Genomic DNA, 16,319 nt, shown 5'->3' with positions numbered 1-16,319 from the left:
AATTTTAGTTTCTTAAAGGTTTTCCAGTTTTTAACATGTGTTGAATTCTCTCTAACGTTTTACGCTCTGTACATAGAGATAAAAACGCTTCTCTTTCAATATCTAATAAATACTGTTCTGTAACCAAAGTTGGTTCAGATAAATCTCCTCCAGCCATTACATAAGCTAATTTATTGGCTATTTTTTGATCGTGTTCTGATATGTATTTAGAGTGTTCCATAGAATCTGTTCCTACTAAAAACATTCCTAAGGCTTGTTTACCTAATACTCTAACATCTTTACGTTTTACTGGTTGTGTATAACCACTTTCGGCCATTAATTTTGCATGGGCTTTTGCAGTTGCAATTTGTCTGTCTTTATTTACAACTACAACATCTTTACCTTTTTGCATCAATCCTAAATCGAAAGCTTCATAAGCAGAAGTTGATACTTTTGCCATACCAATAGTTAAGAAGTTTTCTTGCAAAATATTTAACTCAACATCTCCTTTACTAAAAGAATCTGAAGCTCTTAAAGCCATTTCTTTAGAACCACCACCACCAGGAATTACACCAACTCCAAACTCAACTAATCCCATATACGTTTCTGCAGCAGCAACAACTTTATCTGCATGTAAAGAAATTTCACATCCACCACCTAAAGCCATTCCATGAGGAGCAGAAATTGTTGGAATAGATGAATAACGCATACGCATCATTGTGTCTTGGAAGTATTTTATAGCATAATTTAATTCATCATATTCTTGCTCTACAGCCATCATAAAAATCATACCAATATTTGCTCCAACAGAAAAATTAGCAGCCTGATTACCAACAACAAATCCTTGGAAATCTTTTTCAGCTAAATCTAATCCTTTATTAATTCCTGCTAAAACATCTCCTCCAATAGTGTTCATTTTAGATTGGAATTCTAGGTTTAAAATACCATCACCAATATCTTCAATTACTACACCAGAGTTTTTCCAAACTTGGTTAGATTTTCTAATATTATCTAAAATGATAAATGATTCTTGACCCGGTTTTTTTGTTTGAGATTTTGAAGGAATGTCATAAAAATATGTTGCTCCTTCTTTAATAGAGTAGAATGATGTTGAACCAGAGGCTAACATATCTGTTACCCAAGTAGCAGGTTCATTACCCTCAGCTTTCATTAATTCTATACCTTTTTCTACGCCAACTGCATCCCAAATTTCAAAAGGTCCATTTTCCCAACCAAAACCAGCTTTCATTGCATCATCAATTTTGTACAATTCATCAGAAATTTCTGGTATTCTATTTTGAACATAAGCAAACATTGCAGCAAAGTTTTTTCTGTAAAATTCACCAGCTTTGTCTTTTCCTCCAACTAAAACTTTGAATCTATCAATTGGTTTATCAATCGTTTTCGTAAGTTCTAAAGTTGCAAATTTTGCGCGTTTTTTAGAACGATATTCCATCGTATCTAAATCTAACGTTAAAATCTCTTTCTTGCCTTCTGCATTTACTGTTTTCTTATAAAAACCTTGTTTAGATTTGCTACCTAACCATTTGTTTTCCATCATTGTGTTGATGAAACTTGGAAGTTTAAATAAATCATGAGCTTCATCATCTGGACAGTTTTCATAAATTCCGTTAGCAACATGAACTAAAGTATCTAAACCAACTACATCAACAGTTCTAAATGTAGCAGATTTTGGACGTCCAATTACAGGACCCGTTAACTTATCAACTTCTTCTACAGTTAATCCTAATTCTTTTACTTGATGAAAAAGAGATTGGATTCCGAAGATTCCAATTCTATTTCCTATAAAGGCTGGGGTATCTTTTGCTAATACTGATGTTTTCCCTAAAAATTTTTCACCATACATCATTAAGAAGTCTGTTACTTCTTGTTTACAATCTGGTCCAGGAACAACTTCAAAAAGTTTTAAATATCTTGGTGGATTAAAAAAGTGTGTTACAGCAAAATGTTTTTGAAAATCTTCACTTCTGCCTTCATTCATAAACTTAATAGGAATACCAGAAGTGTTAGAAGATATAATAGTACCAGGAGTCCTATATTTCTCTAATTTTTCGAAAACTATTTTTTTAATGTCTAGTCTCTCAACTACAACCTCCATAATCCAATCTACATCTGCAACTTTTGCAATATCATCTTCTAAATTACCAGTGGTAATTCTGTTTGCAAATTTTTGATTGTAAATAGGAGAAGGTTTGGATTTAAGGGAAGCATTTAATGCATCATTAACTAAACGATTTCTTACAACTTTGTCTTCTAACGTAAATCCTTTAGCTTTTTCTTTGTCGTTTAATTCTCTTGGAACAATGTCCAATAAAAGAACTTCAACGCCAATATTTGCGAAATGACATGCAATTCCGCTTCCCATAATTCCAGAGCCAACTATTGCTACTTTTTTAATTCTTCTAGTCATTAGTCTTATTTATTTTTTATTACTATTTATCGATATTTCCATAAATATCTCTATCAGCAATAAGTTTATTAATTGTTGAGGTAACTTTAAAAAAACCTTCTAGTTCTTTTTCTGTGATATGTTCTCTTACTTTTTCATTAAACTGAATTACATGGCCTCTAGACACTTTTCGCATTTCTTTACCATAATCAGTTAGTCTTATAATTACACTTCTACCATCTTCAGGGTTTTTTTTTCTACAAATAGCACCTTTCTTTTCCATTGTTTTCAATATTCTAGAAAGACTTGTAGGTTCCATTCCCATTAACGGGCCAAGAGCAGTTGAAGGAGTTCCTTTTACCTTATCTATGTTTAAAAGAACAAATGCAGTTGCCATTGTGCTGTTATGATGAACAGCTTGTTCATTATACATTTTTGCAACGGCTTGCCATGTTGCTCTTAGTTCGTGATCTATAGATTTGTGCTTTTCCATTTTGCCAAATATATAAAAATATATTATGCACGCATAGTAAATTACTAAAAAGTTATGCGTGCATAGTAATTTTAACATAAAATTAGTTGTAACGTTTTACCTAATTTAAATACTAATACTTAGAAAATATGTAAGTTTGTCTTAATTGACTACCAAGAATTAAATGTTTAATTATTTATGAATAATTTACTAGAAGTAAATAATGTTGTTAAAAATTACGGAAATTTTACTGCATTAAATGATGTTTCTCTTCATATTCCTAAAGGAAGTGTATTTGGGTTATTAGGACCAAATGGAGCTGGAAAAACATCGTTAATAAGAATTATAAACCAAATTACAATGCCAGATAGTGGCTCTATTATTTTAGATGGAGAAGCTTTGGCTCCTCATCATACTGCACAAATTGGTTATTTGCCAGAAGAAAGAGGGTTGTATAAATCTATGAAAGTTGGAGAGCAAGCGCTTTATTTAGCACAATTAAAAGGATTGAGTAAAGCCGAAGCAAAAAAGCGTTTAAAATATTGGTTCGAAAAATTTGATATTTCTGCATGGTGGAATAAAAAAATAGAAGAACTTTCTAAAGGAATGGCGCAAAAAGTACAATTTATTGTTACTGTAATGCACAATCCTAAATTGTTAATTTTTGATGAGCCGTTTTCTGGATTTGATCCAATTAATGCTCAATTAATAGCCAAAGAAATTTTACAATTAAGAGATGAAGGAGCAACTATAATTTTTTCTACACATAGAATGGAATCTGTTGAAGAAATGTGTGATGAAATTGCTCTGATTGATAAGTCTAATAAAATTTTAGATGGAAAATTAGCAGATATAAAACGTGAGTTTAGAACGCATACTTTTCAAGTAGGATTAAATACGGATAATCCTATTGAAGTTAAAAATACATTAAAAGAAAGTTTTGATGTTTTACCAGCAGACTTTAATTTGTTAAATGATTGTTTAACTATGAATGTTAAATTAACCAAAGGAAATTCTTCTAACGATTTACTTTCATTTTTAACAAGTAAAGGAGAGGTGCAGCATTTTGTAGAAATTATACCAAGTGCAAATGATATTTTTATTCAGGCAGTAAATAAAAACAGTTAAGAAAATGAGCAAATTAAAACTAATTATACAGAGAGAATTTATTGCAAAAGTTCGTAATAAATCATTTATTGTAATGACGTTTCTAAGTCCGTTAATAATGGTAGGAATGGGAGCTTTGGTTTATTTTCTAATGCAAAAAAACGATGAGAAAATAAAAAAAATTGTATATGTAGATAACTCTGGGTTGTTTTCTAAAGAAGATTTTAAAGACTCTAAAACCATTCATTATACAGATTATACAGCTTTAGGTATTGAAGAAACTAAGAAAAAAGTAGAAGAAGGAAATTACTTTGGCGCTTTATTTATTCCAAAAAAAGATAGTTTAGAAATTTTAGCAAAGTCTATTGAGTTTTATTCAAAAGACTCTCCAGGAATGTCTTTAATGGGTAGTTTAGAAAACAAGATTGAACAAAAAATAAGGAATGAAAAACTTACCAATTTTGGTATCGATTTAGAAAAGATAAAAGCATCAAGAATTAATACAGACATTAAAATGTTTAATTTTTCTGGTGAAGAATCTTCTAAATTAATAAATGGTTTAAAAATTGGAGTGGGTGCAATTGCAGGATATCTATTAATGATGTTTGTAATGGTGTATGGAACTTCTGTAATGAGAAGTGTAATAGAAGAAAAAACAAGTAGAATTATAGAGGTTATAGTTTCATCAGTAAAACCTTTTCAATTAATGTTAGGTAAAATCTTGGGTAATGCCTCAGCAGGTTTATTGCAATTCTTTATTTGGGGAGTAATTTTATTTATAATATCTACTGTTGCTTCATCTGTTTTTGGTGTAGATGTTGTAGATATGCAAACAGCAAGAGTACCTGCAGAACAAATGGAAGCTGTAAAACAAGCTGCTTCTGGAGATAAAGGGCAAATGATTATTCAAGAAATATTTAAATTGCCAATATTAAAAATGTTTGTATTGTTTATTTTTTACTTTTTAGGAGGTTATATGCTTTATAGTTCTCTTTTTGCAGCAGTTGGTGCAGCAGTAGATAATGAAACAGATACTCAACAATTTATGTTGCCAATAATGTTGCCTTTAATTTTAGGAGTTTATGTTGGTTTTGCAACTGTTATAAATGATCCTCATGGTTCTATTGCAGTCTTATTTTCTCATATACCATTTACAAGTCCTATTGTAATGTTAATGAGAGTTCCTTTTGGAGTGTCTTGGTATGAGCTATTAATTTCTATGGCATTATTATTGGTTACTTTTGTATTTATGGTTTGGTTAGCAGCCAAAATTTATAGAGTTGGTATTTTAATGTATGGTAAAAAACCAACTTATAAAGATTTATATAAGTGGTTAAAATATAAAGGGTAAAAAATGAATAAGTTTAAAGAATTTCTTAATTATTCGCTTCCAATTACAGAAGATATACATATTGAGGTAAAAACAATTTTGGTTGTAATTATTGTTTTTATAATTACTGGATTATTTTTAAAGTTAATTAAAAAAATAGTTAACAGAAAATTAAATGAAGAAGATAAAGGGAAATTTAAAGCTGTTTTTTCATTCATAAAATATTTTGTTTATACAATTGTATTAGTAATTGCTTTAGAATCTTCAGGAATAAAAGTAGGTGTAATTTTAGCAGGTTCTGCTGCATTATTAGTGGGTATTGGTTTAGGGTTGCAAACCTTGTTTCAAGATATAATGTCAGGTATTTTTATTCTTGTTGATAAATCTTTACACGTAAATGATATCATAGAAATTGAAGGAAAAATTGGTAAAGTAGATGAAATTAGATTAAGAACTACTAGAGCCATAACAATAGATGATAAAGTATTAATAATACCTAATCATAAATTTTTAACAAACAGTTTGTTTAATTGGACACAAAATGGAACTCAAACAACAGAAGGTGTAGAAGTTGGAGTTTCTTACGATTCTGATGTAGAGTTAGTAAAATCTATTTTAATTGATGTTGCAACTGCACATCCTAAAATATTAAAAACAAAAAAACCAAGAGTCTTATTTTTAGATTTTGGAGACAGTGCTTTGCAATTTAAATTGCTTTTTGAAATTAATCATAGCTATGAACATTTAAATATAAAGAGTGATTTACGTTTCGAAATCAATAAAAAATTTAGAGAAAACAATATTACAATTCCATTTCCTCAGAGAGATGTTAATTTTATAAAATAAAAATATGTCAAAGATTTTATTAATAGAAGATGAAGCTGCTATTAGAAGAGTTTTATCAAAAATCATTTCAGAAGAAAATGATGCCTATAATGTTGAAGAAGCAGAAGATGGTTTGTTGGGTATAGAAATGATTAAAAACAACGATTATGATTTGGTTTTATGCGATATTAAAATGCCAAAAATGGATGGTGTAGAGGTATTAGAAAAAGCAAAAAAGATTAAACCAGAAATACCAATTGTTATGATTTCTGGTCATGGAGATTTAGATACTGCTGTAAATACAATGCGTTTAGGAGCTTTTGATTATATCTCAAAACCACCAGATTTAAATAGACTTTTAAATACTGTTAGAAATGCTTTAGATAGAAAAGTGTTAGTTGTAGAAAATAAACGTCTAAAGAAAAAAGTAAGTAAAAGTTACCAAATGATTGGTGAGAGTGATGCTATAACTCATATTAAAGATATTATAGAAAAAGTTGCAGCAACAGATGCTAGAGTTTTAATTACAGGACCAAATGGAACTGGTAAAGAACTTGTTGCCCATTGGTTACATGAAAAATCTGATAGAGTAAAAGCGCCAATGATTGAAGTAAATTGTGCTGCAATACCATCAGAATTAATAGAAAGCGAATTATTTGGGCATGTAAAAGGTTCTTTTACAGGAGCAAATAAAGATAGAGCTGGTAAGTTTGAAGCAGCAAATGGAGGTACAATTTTCTTAGATGAAATTGGAGATATGAGTTTGTCTGCACAAGCTAAAGTTTTACGTGCTTTGCAAGAAAATAGAATTTCTAGAGTAGGTTCAGACAAAGACATAAAAGTAAATGTTAGAGTAGTAGCAGCTACCAATAAGAACCTAAAAGAAGAAATTGCTGAAGGACGTTTTAGAGAAGATTTATATCATAGATTAGCCGTAATTTTAATAAAAGTACCTGCTCTAAATAACAGAAGAGAAGATATTCCTTTATTAGTAGATTTTTTTACAACTAAAATTTCTCAAGAACAGGGAACACCTAAAAAAGCATTTTCATCTGCAGCAATTAAATTGTTGCAAGAATATGATTGGACAGGTAATATTAGAGAACTACGTAATGTAGTAGAACGTTTAATAATTTTAGGAGAAAAAGAAGTTTCTGCAAACGATATAAAGTTATTTGCTAGTAAATAATGAAAAACAATCAGATAAATTATATAGAGTTTAAATCGAATAATATTCAGAAAACAAAAGAATTTTATTCTACTATTTTTAATTGGAAATTTACTGATTATGGACCAAATTATGTCGCTTTTTCTCAAAGCGGATTAGAAGGAGGTTTCGAATTTTCTTCAGAAAAAATAATTAATGGTTGTTTAGTTGTTTTATACGCAGACAACTTAAAGATTGTTAAAGAAAAAATAATTTCTTTTGGCGGAATCATAACTAAAGAGATCTTTAAATTTCCTGGTGGCAAACGTTTTCATTTTTTAGATATTACTGGAAATGAATTAGCAGTTTGGTCAGAAGAATAGAAAAGAATTATAACAAAATAAAATAACTATAAATAAAGTTGATGGAAATATAAAAAGTTCCCATCAACTTTTTTTCATTTAGGGAAGTTCTATTTCTATCTTTGTATAAGAAATAAGAACAGAATATTAATTATATAAAATTTTAAAAAATGGCAACAGCAGTTGGTAAAAAATTCCCAGATTTAAATGTAGACGCAATGAATGAAATGGGTGATACATTTAAAGTAAATGTATTAGAAGAAGCAGTTAATAACAAAAAGAAAGTGTTATTATTCTGGTATCCAAAAGATTTTACATTTGTTTGTCCTACAGAATTACATGCTTTTCAAGCAGCTTTAGGTGAGTTCGAAAAAAGAAATACTGTAGTAATAGGTGCATCTTGTGATACTCCAGAAGTTCACTTTGCATGGTTAAGTCAAGCTAAAGATAATGGAGGAATTGAAGGTGTAACGTATCCATTATTAGCAGATAGCAACAGAAACTTATCTTCTATTTTAGGAATTTTAGATATTACTAACGAAACTTTTGACGAAGCTACTCAAACGATTCAAGTAGAAGGGGATAATGTAACTTACAGAGCTACTTATATTATAGATGAAGATGGTGTTGTACAACATGAAAGTATTAACAACATGCCTTTAGGTAGAAATGTTGGAGAATATTTACGTTTAATAGATGCTTTAACGCATGTACAAGAAAAAGGTGAAGTTTGTCCAGCAAACTGGGAAGAAGGTAAAGATGCAATGTCTCCAAATGCAAAAGGAACTGCAGAATATTTAGCTTCACATTAATAAAATAGATTAAGTAATAGAGTTCGTATTGAAATTGGGGGATTAATATACGAACTCACTTAATCAATAAAATACAATTATTATGATACAAGAATTAAGTCAAGATAATTTAGCAAATATAGTTTCAGTTAACAAAAAAGTAGTAGTTCAATATGCTGCAACTTGGTGTGGAAACTGTAGAATTATGAAACCAAAATTTAAAAAACTTTCTTCAGAAAATGAAGATATGGTTTTTGTAATTGCAGATGCAGAAAAATTTCCAGAAAGTAGAAAATTAGCAGACGTTAGTAATTTACCAACTTTTGCAACTTTTGTAGATGGTAAATTTGTAAATCAAACACAAACTAACAAGTTTGATGTATTAAAAGATTTGGTAAACGAAGTTATTTAATTATGAAATTACCTGTAATAAAACACTTAACAAACTTTATCGAAGAAAACGATCAAGATTATGTATTAGAAACTATTGAAACGTTAGAGGCTTTAACTGAAGTTCCATCATTAAAAGATGAAGAATTAGATGTTATTGGAGAGTTGATTTCTAATATGTATGGTGCAGTAGAGGTTGATAAAATGATTAAAGACGGAACACCAAAAAAAGAAGCTTTAAATGCTTTTATGAAACGTGTTTTAGGTTCTATAGATCAATAAGAATAATTCTTTTTATAATATAAATCCCAAGTTTTTTAAATTTGGGATTTTTTATTTAATTTTCTTTTAAACTAAAACTTTACTAATCTGTACAGTAGGTTCTGTATTTGTGAAATTAGGTAAATCTGCTAAAATTTCGGGAGCATTAGGACCAAATGAGTTTTGAAATGATTCTAAACTTTCAAAATAAATGTTTCCCATTGCTGCATAAATAGCATCTGTACCTGGAGCTCCTCCAGCAATTCCTTCTTCTACTGTTGCTCCTTTAATTGCATCTCCTAAAAGTTTACCTACTAAAGGAATATGTGTGTTTAAATAATAATTCATGTCAAAAGTTTTACCTTCTCCTTTTGGATACATAACACTTAGTTTAATCATACCTGATTTCATAAAATTGGTTTTAGTTGTTTTTCTAAAGATAGGTAAAACTAAATTAAATACTTAATAGTCGATTGCTTGTGTTTGAAAATCAGATTATTATTTGTTTTAATCTTTTTTTTGCTCATTAGCTTTTTTGATAATAGCTTTTAAGCGTTCTTTATTTAACTGCTTTTCTAACTTAACTTTATTAATTTTTCTATTCATTAATTTAGTATGTTTAGCTTTATTGAGTGTGTTTTTTGCTTTTCCTTTTTTGGGCATTTGATCAGATATTTATTTTCTACAGAATAACCACCAGTTCATGTCTCTGGTTAATTTATAGCCTAATTTTTCATAAAGAGGTATTGCTTTGTTTCCTTTATTGGTATGTAAAATAGGTAGTTTTTTTTCTTTAATGATTTCTTTGGTTGTATATACTATAAGTTGACTAGCTAAACCTCTTTTAGTATAATTTGGATGAGTAACAACAGAACTGATTTCAATAAAATCATTAGTTTGCATCCTTTGTCCAGAAATAGCTACTAGTTTATTGTCTTTAAATATGCCGTAAAAATTACCCATATAAAATCCTTTTTTTTGATAAAACCCAGGCATTACTAACCAAATTAAATCATAAACTTCATCAATATGTTTTTCAGTTAATTTTACAATGTTTTCTGAAATATCTAAATCAACTAATGAATCTAAAACCAATTGACATCCATTAATTTTTTTTTCTAGTATAATTCTTTTTTTATCAAATAAAGGAGTTTGATTTTCTGATACAAAAAAGAATTTATCAGTTAGTTTTGAATACTCATTTAAAGCTTTCAATGTTTTTTCTTCATTATAAAAAGCACCAAAATTATTTATTTCTGGATTGTAAAATTTTACGCCATCAAATTCAATTAAAAATTTTTTATGCGTTTCTTCTAAAGAAAACCAAACAGGGTTTTTTAACTTTTCTTCTAGTTTTTTCATTGAAATAAAAGTATAAAAAAAGCTCGCAAATTGCGAGCTTTTTTTAAATATAGTTTTTAAAAACCTAGGCTAACATTGTAACTGGGTTTTCTATAAACGTTTTTAATGTTTGTAAAAACTGAGCACCAACAGCACCATCAACAGTTCTGTGGTCACAAGTTAATGTTAAGTTCATTGTATTACCTACAACAATTTGTCCATCTTTAACAACTGGTTTTTGAACAATTGCACCAACAGATAAAATTGCTGAGTTAGGTTGGTTAATAATAGAATTAAAATTCTGTATACCAAACATTCCTAAGTTAGAAACTGTAAAAGTACTTCCTTGCATTTCTGTAGGAGCTAATTTTTTGTTTCTAGCTTTTCCAGCTAAATCTCTAACACCAGCACCAATTTGAGTTAAGCTTAAAGTATCAGTATGTTTAATTACTGGTACTAATAAACCATCATCAACAGCAACTGCAACACCAACGTGTATATGGCTGTGGTAAACTGTATTAGCATCTGTCCAAGAAGTATTTACTTGTGGGTGCTTTAATAAAGCCATTGCACAAGCTTTAACAACCATATCATTAAATGATACTTTTGTATCTGGTATAGCGTTAATAGTTTTTCTAGAAGCCATTGCATTGTCCATATCAACTTCAATATTTAAACTGAAATCTGGAGCAGTAAATTTAGAGTTACCTAAAGATTTTGCAATTGCTTTACGCATTTGAGAATTCTTTGTTTCTGTTGAGTTTTCTACACCAGCAGCAACAACAGTAGTAGCTGTAGTACTTGCTTCTACTTTTGCAGCAGGAGTAAAGTTTTCAACGTCTTTTTTAATGATTCTTCCATTTTCACCAGAACCACTTATATCTGCTAAATTAAATCCTTTGTCAGCAGCAATTTTCTTAGCTAATGGAGATGCAAATACACGTCCATTAGAAGTATTACTAGTTGATGCAGGTTTAACTTCTTCTACTTTTGCAGCTGGAGCTGGTTTAGCTTCTTTCTTTTCTGGAGTTGCAGCAGCTGTTTTGTCAGCAGCAACAGGTGCAGTACCTCCATTAGCAACAATTGCAGAAACATCTGTTCCAGCAGGTCCAATTATTGTTAATAAACTATCAACAGGAGCAGTTTCTCCTTCTTGTACACCAATGTAAAGAATTGTTCCTTCATAGAAACTTTCAAATTCCATTGTTGCTTTGTCAGTTTCAATTTCAGCAAGCATATCACCTTCTTCAACTGATTCTCCAACTTTCTTTAACCATGTAGCCACAGTACCATCAGTCATTGTATCACTTAAACGTGGCATAGAAATTACTTGAACTCCATCAGGAATTTCAACAGAAGTAGATGCTTCAATAGCAACTTCTTCTTTTACTTCTTCAGTAGTTTCAGCTTTAGCAGGTTCTGCGCTTGCAGATCCATTTAAAATAGCAGAGATATCTTCACCTTCTTCACCAATTACTGCTAATAAAACATCTACAGGAGATGTTTCACCTTCTTGAATACCAATATGAAGTAATGTTCCTTCATAAAAAGATTCAAATTCCATTGTAGCTTTATCTGTTTCGATTTCAGCTAAAATATCACCTTCCTCAACTTTATCTCCAACACTTACTAACCATTTTGCCACAACACCCTCTTCCATGGTGTCACTTAAACGTGGCATATTTATTATTGTAGCCATATATTAACTTATAAAAGGATAATCTTCTTGTTCATAAACCATATCATACATCTGTTGAGTTTCTGGATATGGAGAATCTTCAGCAAATTGCTCACATTCTTTCACCATTGCTTTTACTTCTTTATCAGTAGCAGCTAATTCTTCAACAGTAGCATATTTTTTTTCTAAAATAATATCTTTTACCTGAGTAATAGGATCTATTTTCTTGTATTCTTCTACTTCATCTTTAGTTCTGTAGTGTTGTGCATCAGACATTGAGTGACCTCTATATCTGTATGTTTTCATTTCTAAGAAAGTTGGTCCATCACCACGTCTTGCTCTATCTAAAGCTTCATCTATTGCTTCAGCAACTTTAATTGGATTCATTGCATCTACTGGTCCACATGGCATTTCGTAACCTAAACCAAGTTTCCAAATATCATCATGGTTTGCAGTTCTGTCTACAGATGTTCCCATTGCATATCCATTATTTTCACAAATAAAGATTACAGGTAATTTCCATAACATAGCTAAGTTAAAAGCTTCGTGTAAAGAACCTTGTCTTGCAGCTCCATCACCAAAACAAGTTAAAGTTACACCACCAGTGTTATTGTATTTATCACCAAAAGCAAGTCCTGCTCCTAAAGGAATTTGACCTCCAACAATACCATGACCACCATAAAAACGAAATTCTTTAGAAAAAATATGCATAGAACCTCCCATACCTTTAGAGGTACCAGTTACTTTACCATATAATTCTGCCATTACTTTTTTAGGATCTTCACCCATTCCAATTGGTTGTACGTGATTCCTGTAGGCTGTAATCATTTTGTCTTTAGTTAAGTCCATTGCATGCAATGCACCTGCTAAAATTGCTTCTTGTCCATTATATAAATGCAAGAATCCTCTAACTTTTTGTTGAATGTAAACAGAAGCAAGTTTATCTTCAAATTTACGCCAAAATAGCATGTCTTTGTACCAATCTAAATAGGTCTGTTTGGTGATTTTTTTCATATTAGTAATATTGTTTGTTTAATCGTTTAAGCAGTTCTAAAATTCTACAATACGAGCTACAAAAATAACTGTTTTAAATAGAATAAAAAAACTAGATTCGTTTAATTTATAACAAAAAATTATTCTCTTATTATATGAGCAATAACTTTGGCTCCTTTTGCTAAAGCCCAAGTGTCAGAAAACACTTCTTCTTTAAAATCATCAAATAAGGTAAAAGCGCCAGTATTTGGCCTTAAATTCCCTTCATTTACAGCCAAAATTTCAATTTTATTGAAACCTAAATCTAAAGGAATGTTGATAATATCTAATTTTCCAGATTCTAATAAAGATATATTCTCAAAAATAGGTTTGTTGTTTTTTAAAATGGTTATAACATCACCATCTATTTTTCCAAAATCAAAAGCAAAAAGGTTTATCTTTTTAGACTTAGTTCTAAAAACACCAATATCCATATCAATCATAGGTATTTGAATTGTGTTTTTTTCAATAAATTTTTTAAATTTTATTTTTCTAGCTAGTACTTTTGTAATGATACCTTTTTTTTCAAAAGCTTTTTCAGCTTGTAGTTTTTTTTGTTTTTCTTTCTCTTTTTTATAGGCATCTTTAAAACCTGTAGCATTATTTTTTAATGAAGTTGGTTTTTTTACAGACTTAGAACTGTTTAATGTAACAGATTTTAATTTAACTTTTTCTTTAGCTCCTGAGTTGTTATCTAATTGAGCAGATAGTTGAGGTGCTAAAAAAACAAAAAAAGAGAAAATAAGAAGTTTAATTTTTGATTTCATTCTGTTAAATTGATTCAAGTCAATAAAATACAAATATAATGCCGATTTTAAGTTCAGGCGTTTCTATTTTGTTAAAACTTGTTATTTTATTAAAAAATTGAAATATGTATTAGGAAAAGGTTCATTTTTTAAAGTAAAATGCCACCATTCATTATCATAAGGTTTAAAGCCATTTTCTATCATAATTTTCCTTAAATATTTTCTATTTCTTTTTTGAAGAATTCCAATATTCTTGTAAAATGGATGAGATTGAATCCCAAAAAAATCAAATGGGCTACCCATATCTAGTTCTTTACCTGTTTTAAGATTTACAATTGTTAAGTCTACAGTACTACCTCTAGAGTGTCCAGATTTACTTGCTATATATCCTCTTTTAAAAAGTTCAGATTTTGGTACATCTGGATAAAATTCATTTTTCATTTTAGTATCATCTATCTCTTTTGCCCATTTTACAAAATGATTTACAGATTGTTGAGGTCTATATGCGTCAAATATTTTTAAACTTAAATTTTTTTTAAGTAATATTTGTTGAACTTTTTTTAAAGCTAAAGCTGTTTCATTTGTTAAAATAACTTTATTTGTTAGGTAGCCATCAATTTTTTTGCCAATAAAATTATGATTGCTAAAATATTTTAATTCATATAATATAGTGTCATCAACATCAGAAAGAAAAACAAATTTATTTGGTAGACTTTGGTTATATGCTGATAAAGAAAAAAAGAATGCAAAAAGGAAAATAAGATTTTTCATAAAGTAAAAATAAGAAAATCAAAATAGTGAAATTTTAACTTTTTAGCAAAATAAAAAAGTCTAATTTTGTTTGAAATAAAACTAATAAATGAATCAAACAACAAATACAATTTTAATGATTCGTCCTGTAAGTTTTAGGATGAATGAACAAACTGCAGTTAATAATTATTATCAAAAGAACTTTGATAATATGTTGCCAACAACGATAAACTCTAAAGCTCAAAAAGAATTTGATGATTATGTTGAAAAATTGCAAAGTTTTGGTATTAATGTAATTGTTGTTTCTGATACTAAAGAATTTGATACGCCAGATTCTATTTTTCCAAACAATTGGATTTCTTTTCATCAAGATGGTACAGTTGCTATTTACCCTATGTTTGCAGAAAACAGAAGATTAGAAAGGAGAGAAGATGTACTTGAACAACTTGAAGAAAAAGGTTTTTTAATAGACAATATTGTTGATTATACTTCTGCAGAAGAAGAAAAGATTTTTTTAGAAGGTACAGGTAGTATGATTTTAGATAGACAACATAAAAAAGCTTATTGTGCTTTGTCACCAAGAGCAGATGAAGAATTGTTTATAGAATTTTGTGAAGATTTTGAATATACTCCAGTTGTTTTTACTGCAAATCAAACTGTAAATGGTAGTAGGGAAGCAATTTATCATACCAATGTTATGATGTGTGTTGCAGAAACTTTTGCTATTGTTTGTTTGTCTTCTATAGATGATAAAAAAGAGCGTAAAAATCTTTTAAAACATTTAAAAGAAGATGGTAAAAAAGTAATTGATATTACAGAAGAGCAAGTAAATAATTTTGCAGGAAATATGCTTCAAGTAAAAGGTAATAATGATGAAAGATTCTTAATTATGAGTCAAGCAGCATTTAACAGTTTAACAGCATCTCAAAAAGCCCAAATAAATAATCATTGTAAAATTATTTCTAGCTCGTTAGAAACAATAGAGTTTTGTGGAGGTGGGAGTGCAAGATGTATGATGGCAGAAGTATTTTTACCAAAAAAATAAAAGGACTTACTTTTTAATTTCATCAAAGATATAACCTGCTTTTTCTGCTCCCCAAACATGTTTGTTGTTAGCATCAAAGCCTCTATCCCAAGAAATAATTTTACCTTTAAAAATTTCAACTTCACTAGTAGCATAACTTGCACCACGTAAAGTGCTTTTGCAAGTATTTATACCAGTGGCACCTTTATAATGATTTTTAGCAAGCCTTTTTAAAAGAACTTCACAACCTTCTTTTTTTAAGGCTTCTTTAATAGAGAAAGAATTAAATTTTTCAGGTTTTTTCCATAGTCCAATCCAAAGAGAATCATTTGGTATTTTGTAAATAGCAGAACTAAAAATACTGTCATTTAGTCTTGTTACTTCATAAATTCTTTGTCTATAGGGTTTGTTTTGCATGCTGTTTAAAGCCTGTTCTACATATAAAAAGTTTCCTTTATCTTTCCATATTGGGTACATGTGTAATGAAATATTGTAATAAGTAGAGTCTTTCTTAGCTTGAATTTCTGAATTAAAAGACCCTTGCATTAGTGCAAAAAGCTCGTTTAACTCTGTGTCAACTTTAGGTTTACTGTTGTTACAACCAATAAATAATAAAGAAAGAAAACTTAATGATATAAAATATTTCATGTGTTTTTTATTTTCTTGAAAAGTAC

The 16,319-nt window shown here is 29.4% G+C and carries 19 protein-coding genes; 9 read left to right on the top strand and 10 right to left on the bottom strand.

The features are described from left to right. Window positions 1-4 precede the first annotated feature (4 nt). Complete coding sequence (locus MPF13_RS13410) at window positions 5-2,410, bottom strand: 3-hydroxyacyl-CoA dehydrogenase/enoyl-CoA hydratase family protein (RefSeq protein WP_249983271.1); 2,406 nt, start codon at window positions 2,408-2,410, stop codon at window positions 5-7. Between the two features lie 22 nt (window positions 2,411-2,432). Then, entirely contained in the window at window positions 2,433-2,882 is a 450-nt protein-coding gene (locus MPF13_RS13405) for a MarR family winged helix-turn-helix transcriptional regulator (RefSeq protein ID WP_249983270.1), read from the bottom strand. Window positions 2,883-3,059: 177 nt separating this feature from the next. Here MPF13_RS13405 and MPF13_RS13400 point away from each other — a divergent pair, with 177 nt between their 5' ends. The 8 genes from MPF13_RS13400 to MPF13_RS13365 all read left to right on the top strand — a co-directional run bounded on the left by MPF13_RS13400 (window position 3,060) and on the right by MPF13_RS13365 (window position 9,095). Next, window positions 3,060-3,989 carry an ABC transporter ATP-binding protein gene (locus MPF13_RS13400; protein WP_249983269.1) on the top strand — a complete coding sequence of 310 codons (930 nt, stop codon included), beginning with the start codon at window positions 3,060-3,062 and terminating at the stop codon, window positions 3,987-3,989. Window positions 3,990-3,993: 4 nt separating this feature from the next. Continuing rightward, window positions 3,994-5,319 (top strand): ABC transporter permease, encoded by a 1,326-nt coding sequence (locus tag MPF13_RS13395; RefSeq protein ID WP_249983268.1) that lies wholly within the window; start codon window positions 3,994-3,996, stop codon window positions 5,317-5,319. 3 nt (window positions 5,320-5,322) lie between these two features. Then, on the top strand, window positions 5,323-6,144 hold the full coding sequence (locus tag MPF13_RS13390) for a mechanosensitive ion channel family protein (protein WP_249983267.1): 822 nt from the start codon (window positions 5,323-5,325) through the stop codon (window positions 6,142-6,144). A gap of 4 nt (window positions 6,145-6,148) precedes the next feature. After that, window positions 6,149-7,312, top strand: coding sequence for a sigma-54-dependent transcriptional regulator (locus MPF13_RS13385; protein ID WP_249983266.1), 1,164 nt, complete (start codon window positions 6,149-6,151; stop codon window positions 7,310-7,312). Further along, a complete protein-coding gene (locus MPF13_RS13380; RefSeq protein WP_249983265.1) occupies window positions 7,312-7,653 on the top strand; it encodes a VOC family protein in 342 nt (113 codons plus the stop codon). Before MPF13_RS13385 ends, MPF13_RS13380 begins: the two co-directional genes overlap by 1 nt. A 149-nt stretch (window positions 7,654-7,802) precedes the next feature. Then, window positions 7,803-8,444 carry a peroxiredoxin gene (locus MPF13_RS13375; RefSeq protein WP_249983264.1) on the top strand — a complete coding sequence of 214 codons (642 nt, stop codon included), beginning with the start codon at window positions 7,803-7,805 and terminating at the stop codon, window positions 8,442-8,444. 82 nt (window positions 8,445-8,526) lie between these two features. Beyond that, window positions 8,527-8,835: a thioredoxin family protein gene (locus MPF13_RS13370; RefSeq protein WP_249983263.1), complete on the top strand. Its 309-nt coding sequence runs from the start codon at window positions 8,527-8,529 to the stop codon at window positions 8,833-8,835. 2 nt (window positions 8,836-8,837) lie between these two features. Further along, window positions 8,838-9,095 (top strand): DUF6952 family protein, encoded by a 258-nt coding sequence (locus tag MPF13_RS13365; protein ID WP_249983262.1) that lies wholly within the window; start codon window positions 8,838-8,840, stop codon window positions 9,093-9,095. 66 nt (window positions 9,096-9,161) lie between these two features. Here MPF13_RS13365 and MPF13_RS13360 read toward each other — a convergent pair whose 3' ends face one another. The 7 genes from MPF13_RS13360 to MPF13_RS13330 form a co-directional block, all read right to left on the bottom strand. Further along, on the bottom strand, window positions 9,162-9,485 hold the full coding sequence (locus MPF13_RS13360; protein WP_249983261.1) for an EthD family reductase: 324 nt from the start codon (window positions 9,483-9,485) through the stop codon (window positions 9,162-9,164). Window positions 9,486-9,581: 96 nt separating this feature from the next. After that, window positions 9,582-9,737, bottom strand: a complete 156-nt coding sequence (locus MPF13_RS13355) for a hypothetical protein (RefSeq protein ID WP_249983260.1) — start codon at window positions 9,735-9,737, stop codon at window positions 9,582-9,584. A 12-nt stretch (window positions 9,738-9,749) separates the two neighbouring features. Further along, window positions 9,750-10,436 carry a GNAT family N-acetyltransferase gene (locus MPF13_RS13350; protein ID WP_249983259.1) on the bottom strand — a complete coding sequence of 229 codons (687 nt, stop codon included), beginning with the start codon at window positions 10,434-10,436 and terminating at the stop codon, window positions 9,750-9,752. 64 nt (window positions 10,437-10,500) lie between these two features. Continuing rightward, window positions 10,501-12,114 (bottom strand): dihydrolipoamide acetyltransferase family protein, encoded by a 1,614-nt coding sequence (locus tag MPF13_RS13345; RefSeq protein ID WP_249983258.1) that lies wholly within the window; start codon window positions 12,112-12,114, stop codon window positions 10,501-10,503. 3 nt (window positions 12,115-12,117) lie between these two features. Then, on the bottom strand, window positions 12,118-13,107 hold the full coding sequence (pdhA, locus tag MPF13_RS13340) for a pyruvate dehydrogenase (acetyl-transferring) E1 component subunit alpha (RefSeq protein WP_249983257.1): 990 nt from the start codon (window positions 13,105-13,107) through the stop codon (window positions 12,118-12,120). 119 nt (window positions 13,108-13,226) lie between these two features. Beyond that, window positions 13,227-13,892, bottom strand: a complete 666-nt coding sequence (locus MPF13_RS13335) for a hypothetical protein (protein ID WP_249983256.1) — start codon at window positions 13,890-13,892, stop codon at window positions 13,227-13,229. Between the two features lie 81 nt (window positions 13,893-13,973). Continuing rightward, window positions 13,974-14,642 (bottom strand): M15 family metallopeptidase, encoded by a 669-nt coding sequence (locus MPF13_RS13330; RefSeq protein WP_249983255.1) that lies wholly within the window; start codon window positions 14,640-14,642, stop codon window positions 13,974-13,976. Window positions 14,643-14,730: 88 nt separating this feature from the next. On the opposite strand from MPF13_RS13330, the gene ctlX reads away from it, so the two are divergent. Then, window positions 14,731-15,666: a citrulline utilization hydrolase CtlX gene (gene ctlX, locus MPF13_RS13325; protein WP_249983254.1), complete on the top strand. Its 936-nt coding sequence runs from the start codon at window positions 14,731-14,733 to the stop codon at window positions 15,664-15,666. Between the two features lie 6 nt (window positions 15,667-15,672). On the opposite strand, the gene MPF13_RS13320 is transcribed toward ctlX, so the two are convergent. Then, on the bottom strand, window positions 15,673-16,293 hold the full coding sequence (locus tag MPF13_RS13320; RefSeq protein WP_249983253.1) for a chromophore lyase CpcT/CpeT: 621 nt from the start codon (window positions 16,291-16,293) through the stop codon (window positions 15,673-15,675). Between the last annotated feature and the right edge of the window lie 26 nt (window positions 16,294-16,319).

The sequence above is a fragment of the Polaribacter sp. Z022 genome (assembly GCF_023555495.1).
GTDB lineage: Bacteria > Bacteroidota > Bacteroidia > Flavobacteriales > Flavobacteriaceae > Polaribacter.
Note: the sequence above shows the minus strand (reverse complement) of the source record. Positions and strands in the feature narration are given on the sequence as shown.

What these genes read in the sequence shown, in the direction of transcription:
- MPF13_RS13410 (WP_249983271.1), bottom strand. Translation starts at nt 2,410, where the DNA reads ATGACTAGAAGAATTAAAAAAGTAGCAATAGTTGGCTCTGGAATTATG.
- MPF13_RS13405 (WP_249983270.1), bottom strand. Translation starts at nt 2,882, where the DNA reads ATGGAAAAGCACAAATCTATAGATCACGAACTAAGAGCAACATGGCAA.
- MPF13_RS13400 (WP_249983269.1), top strand. Translation starts at nt 3,060, where the DNA reads ATGAATAATTTACTAGAAGTAAATAATGTTGTTAAAAATTACGGAAAT.
- MPF13_RS13395 (WP_249983268.1), top strand. Translation starts at nt 3,994, where the DNA reads ATGAGCAAATTAAAACTAATTATACAGAGAGAATTTATTGCAAAAGTT.
- MPF13_RS13390 (WP_249983267.1), top strand. Translation starts at nt 5,323, where the DNA reads ATGAATAAGTTTAAAGAATTTCTTAATTATTCGCTTCCAATTACAGAA.
- MPF13_RS13385 (WP_249983266.1), top strand. Translation starts at nt 6,149, where the DNA reads ATGTCAAAGATTTTATTAATAGAAGATGAAGCTGCTATTAGAAGAGTT.
- MPF13_RS13380 (WP_249983265.1), top strand. Translation starts at nt 7,312, where the DNA reads ATGAAAAACAATCAGATAAATTATATAGAGTTTAAATCGAATAATATT.
- MPF13_RS13375 (WP_249983264.1), top strand. Translation starts at nt 7,803, where the DNA reads ATGGCAACAGCAGTTGGTAAAAAATTCCCAGATTTAAATGTAGACGCA.
- MPF13_RS13370 (WP_249983263.1), top strand. Translation starts at nt 8,527, where the DNA reads ATGATACAAGAATTAAGTCAAGATAATTTAGCAAATATAGTTTCAGTT.
- MPF13_RS13365 (WP_249983262.1), top strand. Translation starts at nt 8,838, where the DNA reads ATGAAATTACCTGTAATAAAACACTTAACAAACTTTATCGAAGAAAAC.
- MPF13_RS13360 (WP_249983261.1), bottom strand. Translation starts at nt 9,485, where the DNA reads ATGAAATCAGGTATGATTAAACTAAGTGTTATGTATCCAAAAGGAGAA.
- MPF13_RS13355 (WP_249983260.1), bottom strand. Translation starts at nt 9,737, where the DNA reads ATGCCCAAAAAAGGAAAAGCAAAAAACACACTCAATAAAGCTAAACAT.
- MPF13_RS13350 (WP_249983259.1), bottom strand. Translation starts at nt 10,436, where the DNA reads ATGAAAAAACTAGAAGAAAAGTTAAAAAACCCTGTTTGGTTTTCTTTA.
- MPF13_RS13345 (WP_249983258.1), bottom strand. Translation starts at nt 12,114, where the DNA reads ATGGCTACAATAATAAATATGCCACGTTTAAGTGACACCATGGAAGAG.
- pdhA (WP_249983257.1), bottom strand. Translation starts at nt 13,107, where the DNA reads ATGAAAAAAATCACCAAACAGACCTATTTAGATTGGTACAAAGACATG.
- MPF13_RS13335 (WP_249983256.1), bottom strand. Translation starts at nt 13,892, where the DNA reads ATGAAATCAAAAATTAAACTTCTTATTTTCTCTTTTTTTGTTTTTTTA.
- MPF13_RS13330 (WP_249983255.1), bottom strand. Translation starts at nt 14,642, where the DNA reads ATGAAAAATCTTATTTTCCTTTTTGCATTCTTTTTTTCTTTATCAGCA.
- ctlX (WP_249983254.1), top strand. Translation starts at nt 14,731, where the DNA reads ATGAATCAAACAACAAATACAATTTTAATGATTCGTCCTGTAAGTTTT.
- MPF13_RS13320 (WP_249983253.1), bottom strand. Translation starts at nt 16,293, where the DNA reads ATGAAATATTTTATATCATTAAGTTTTCTTTCTTTATTATTTATTGGT.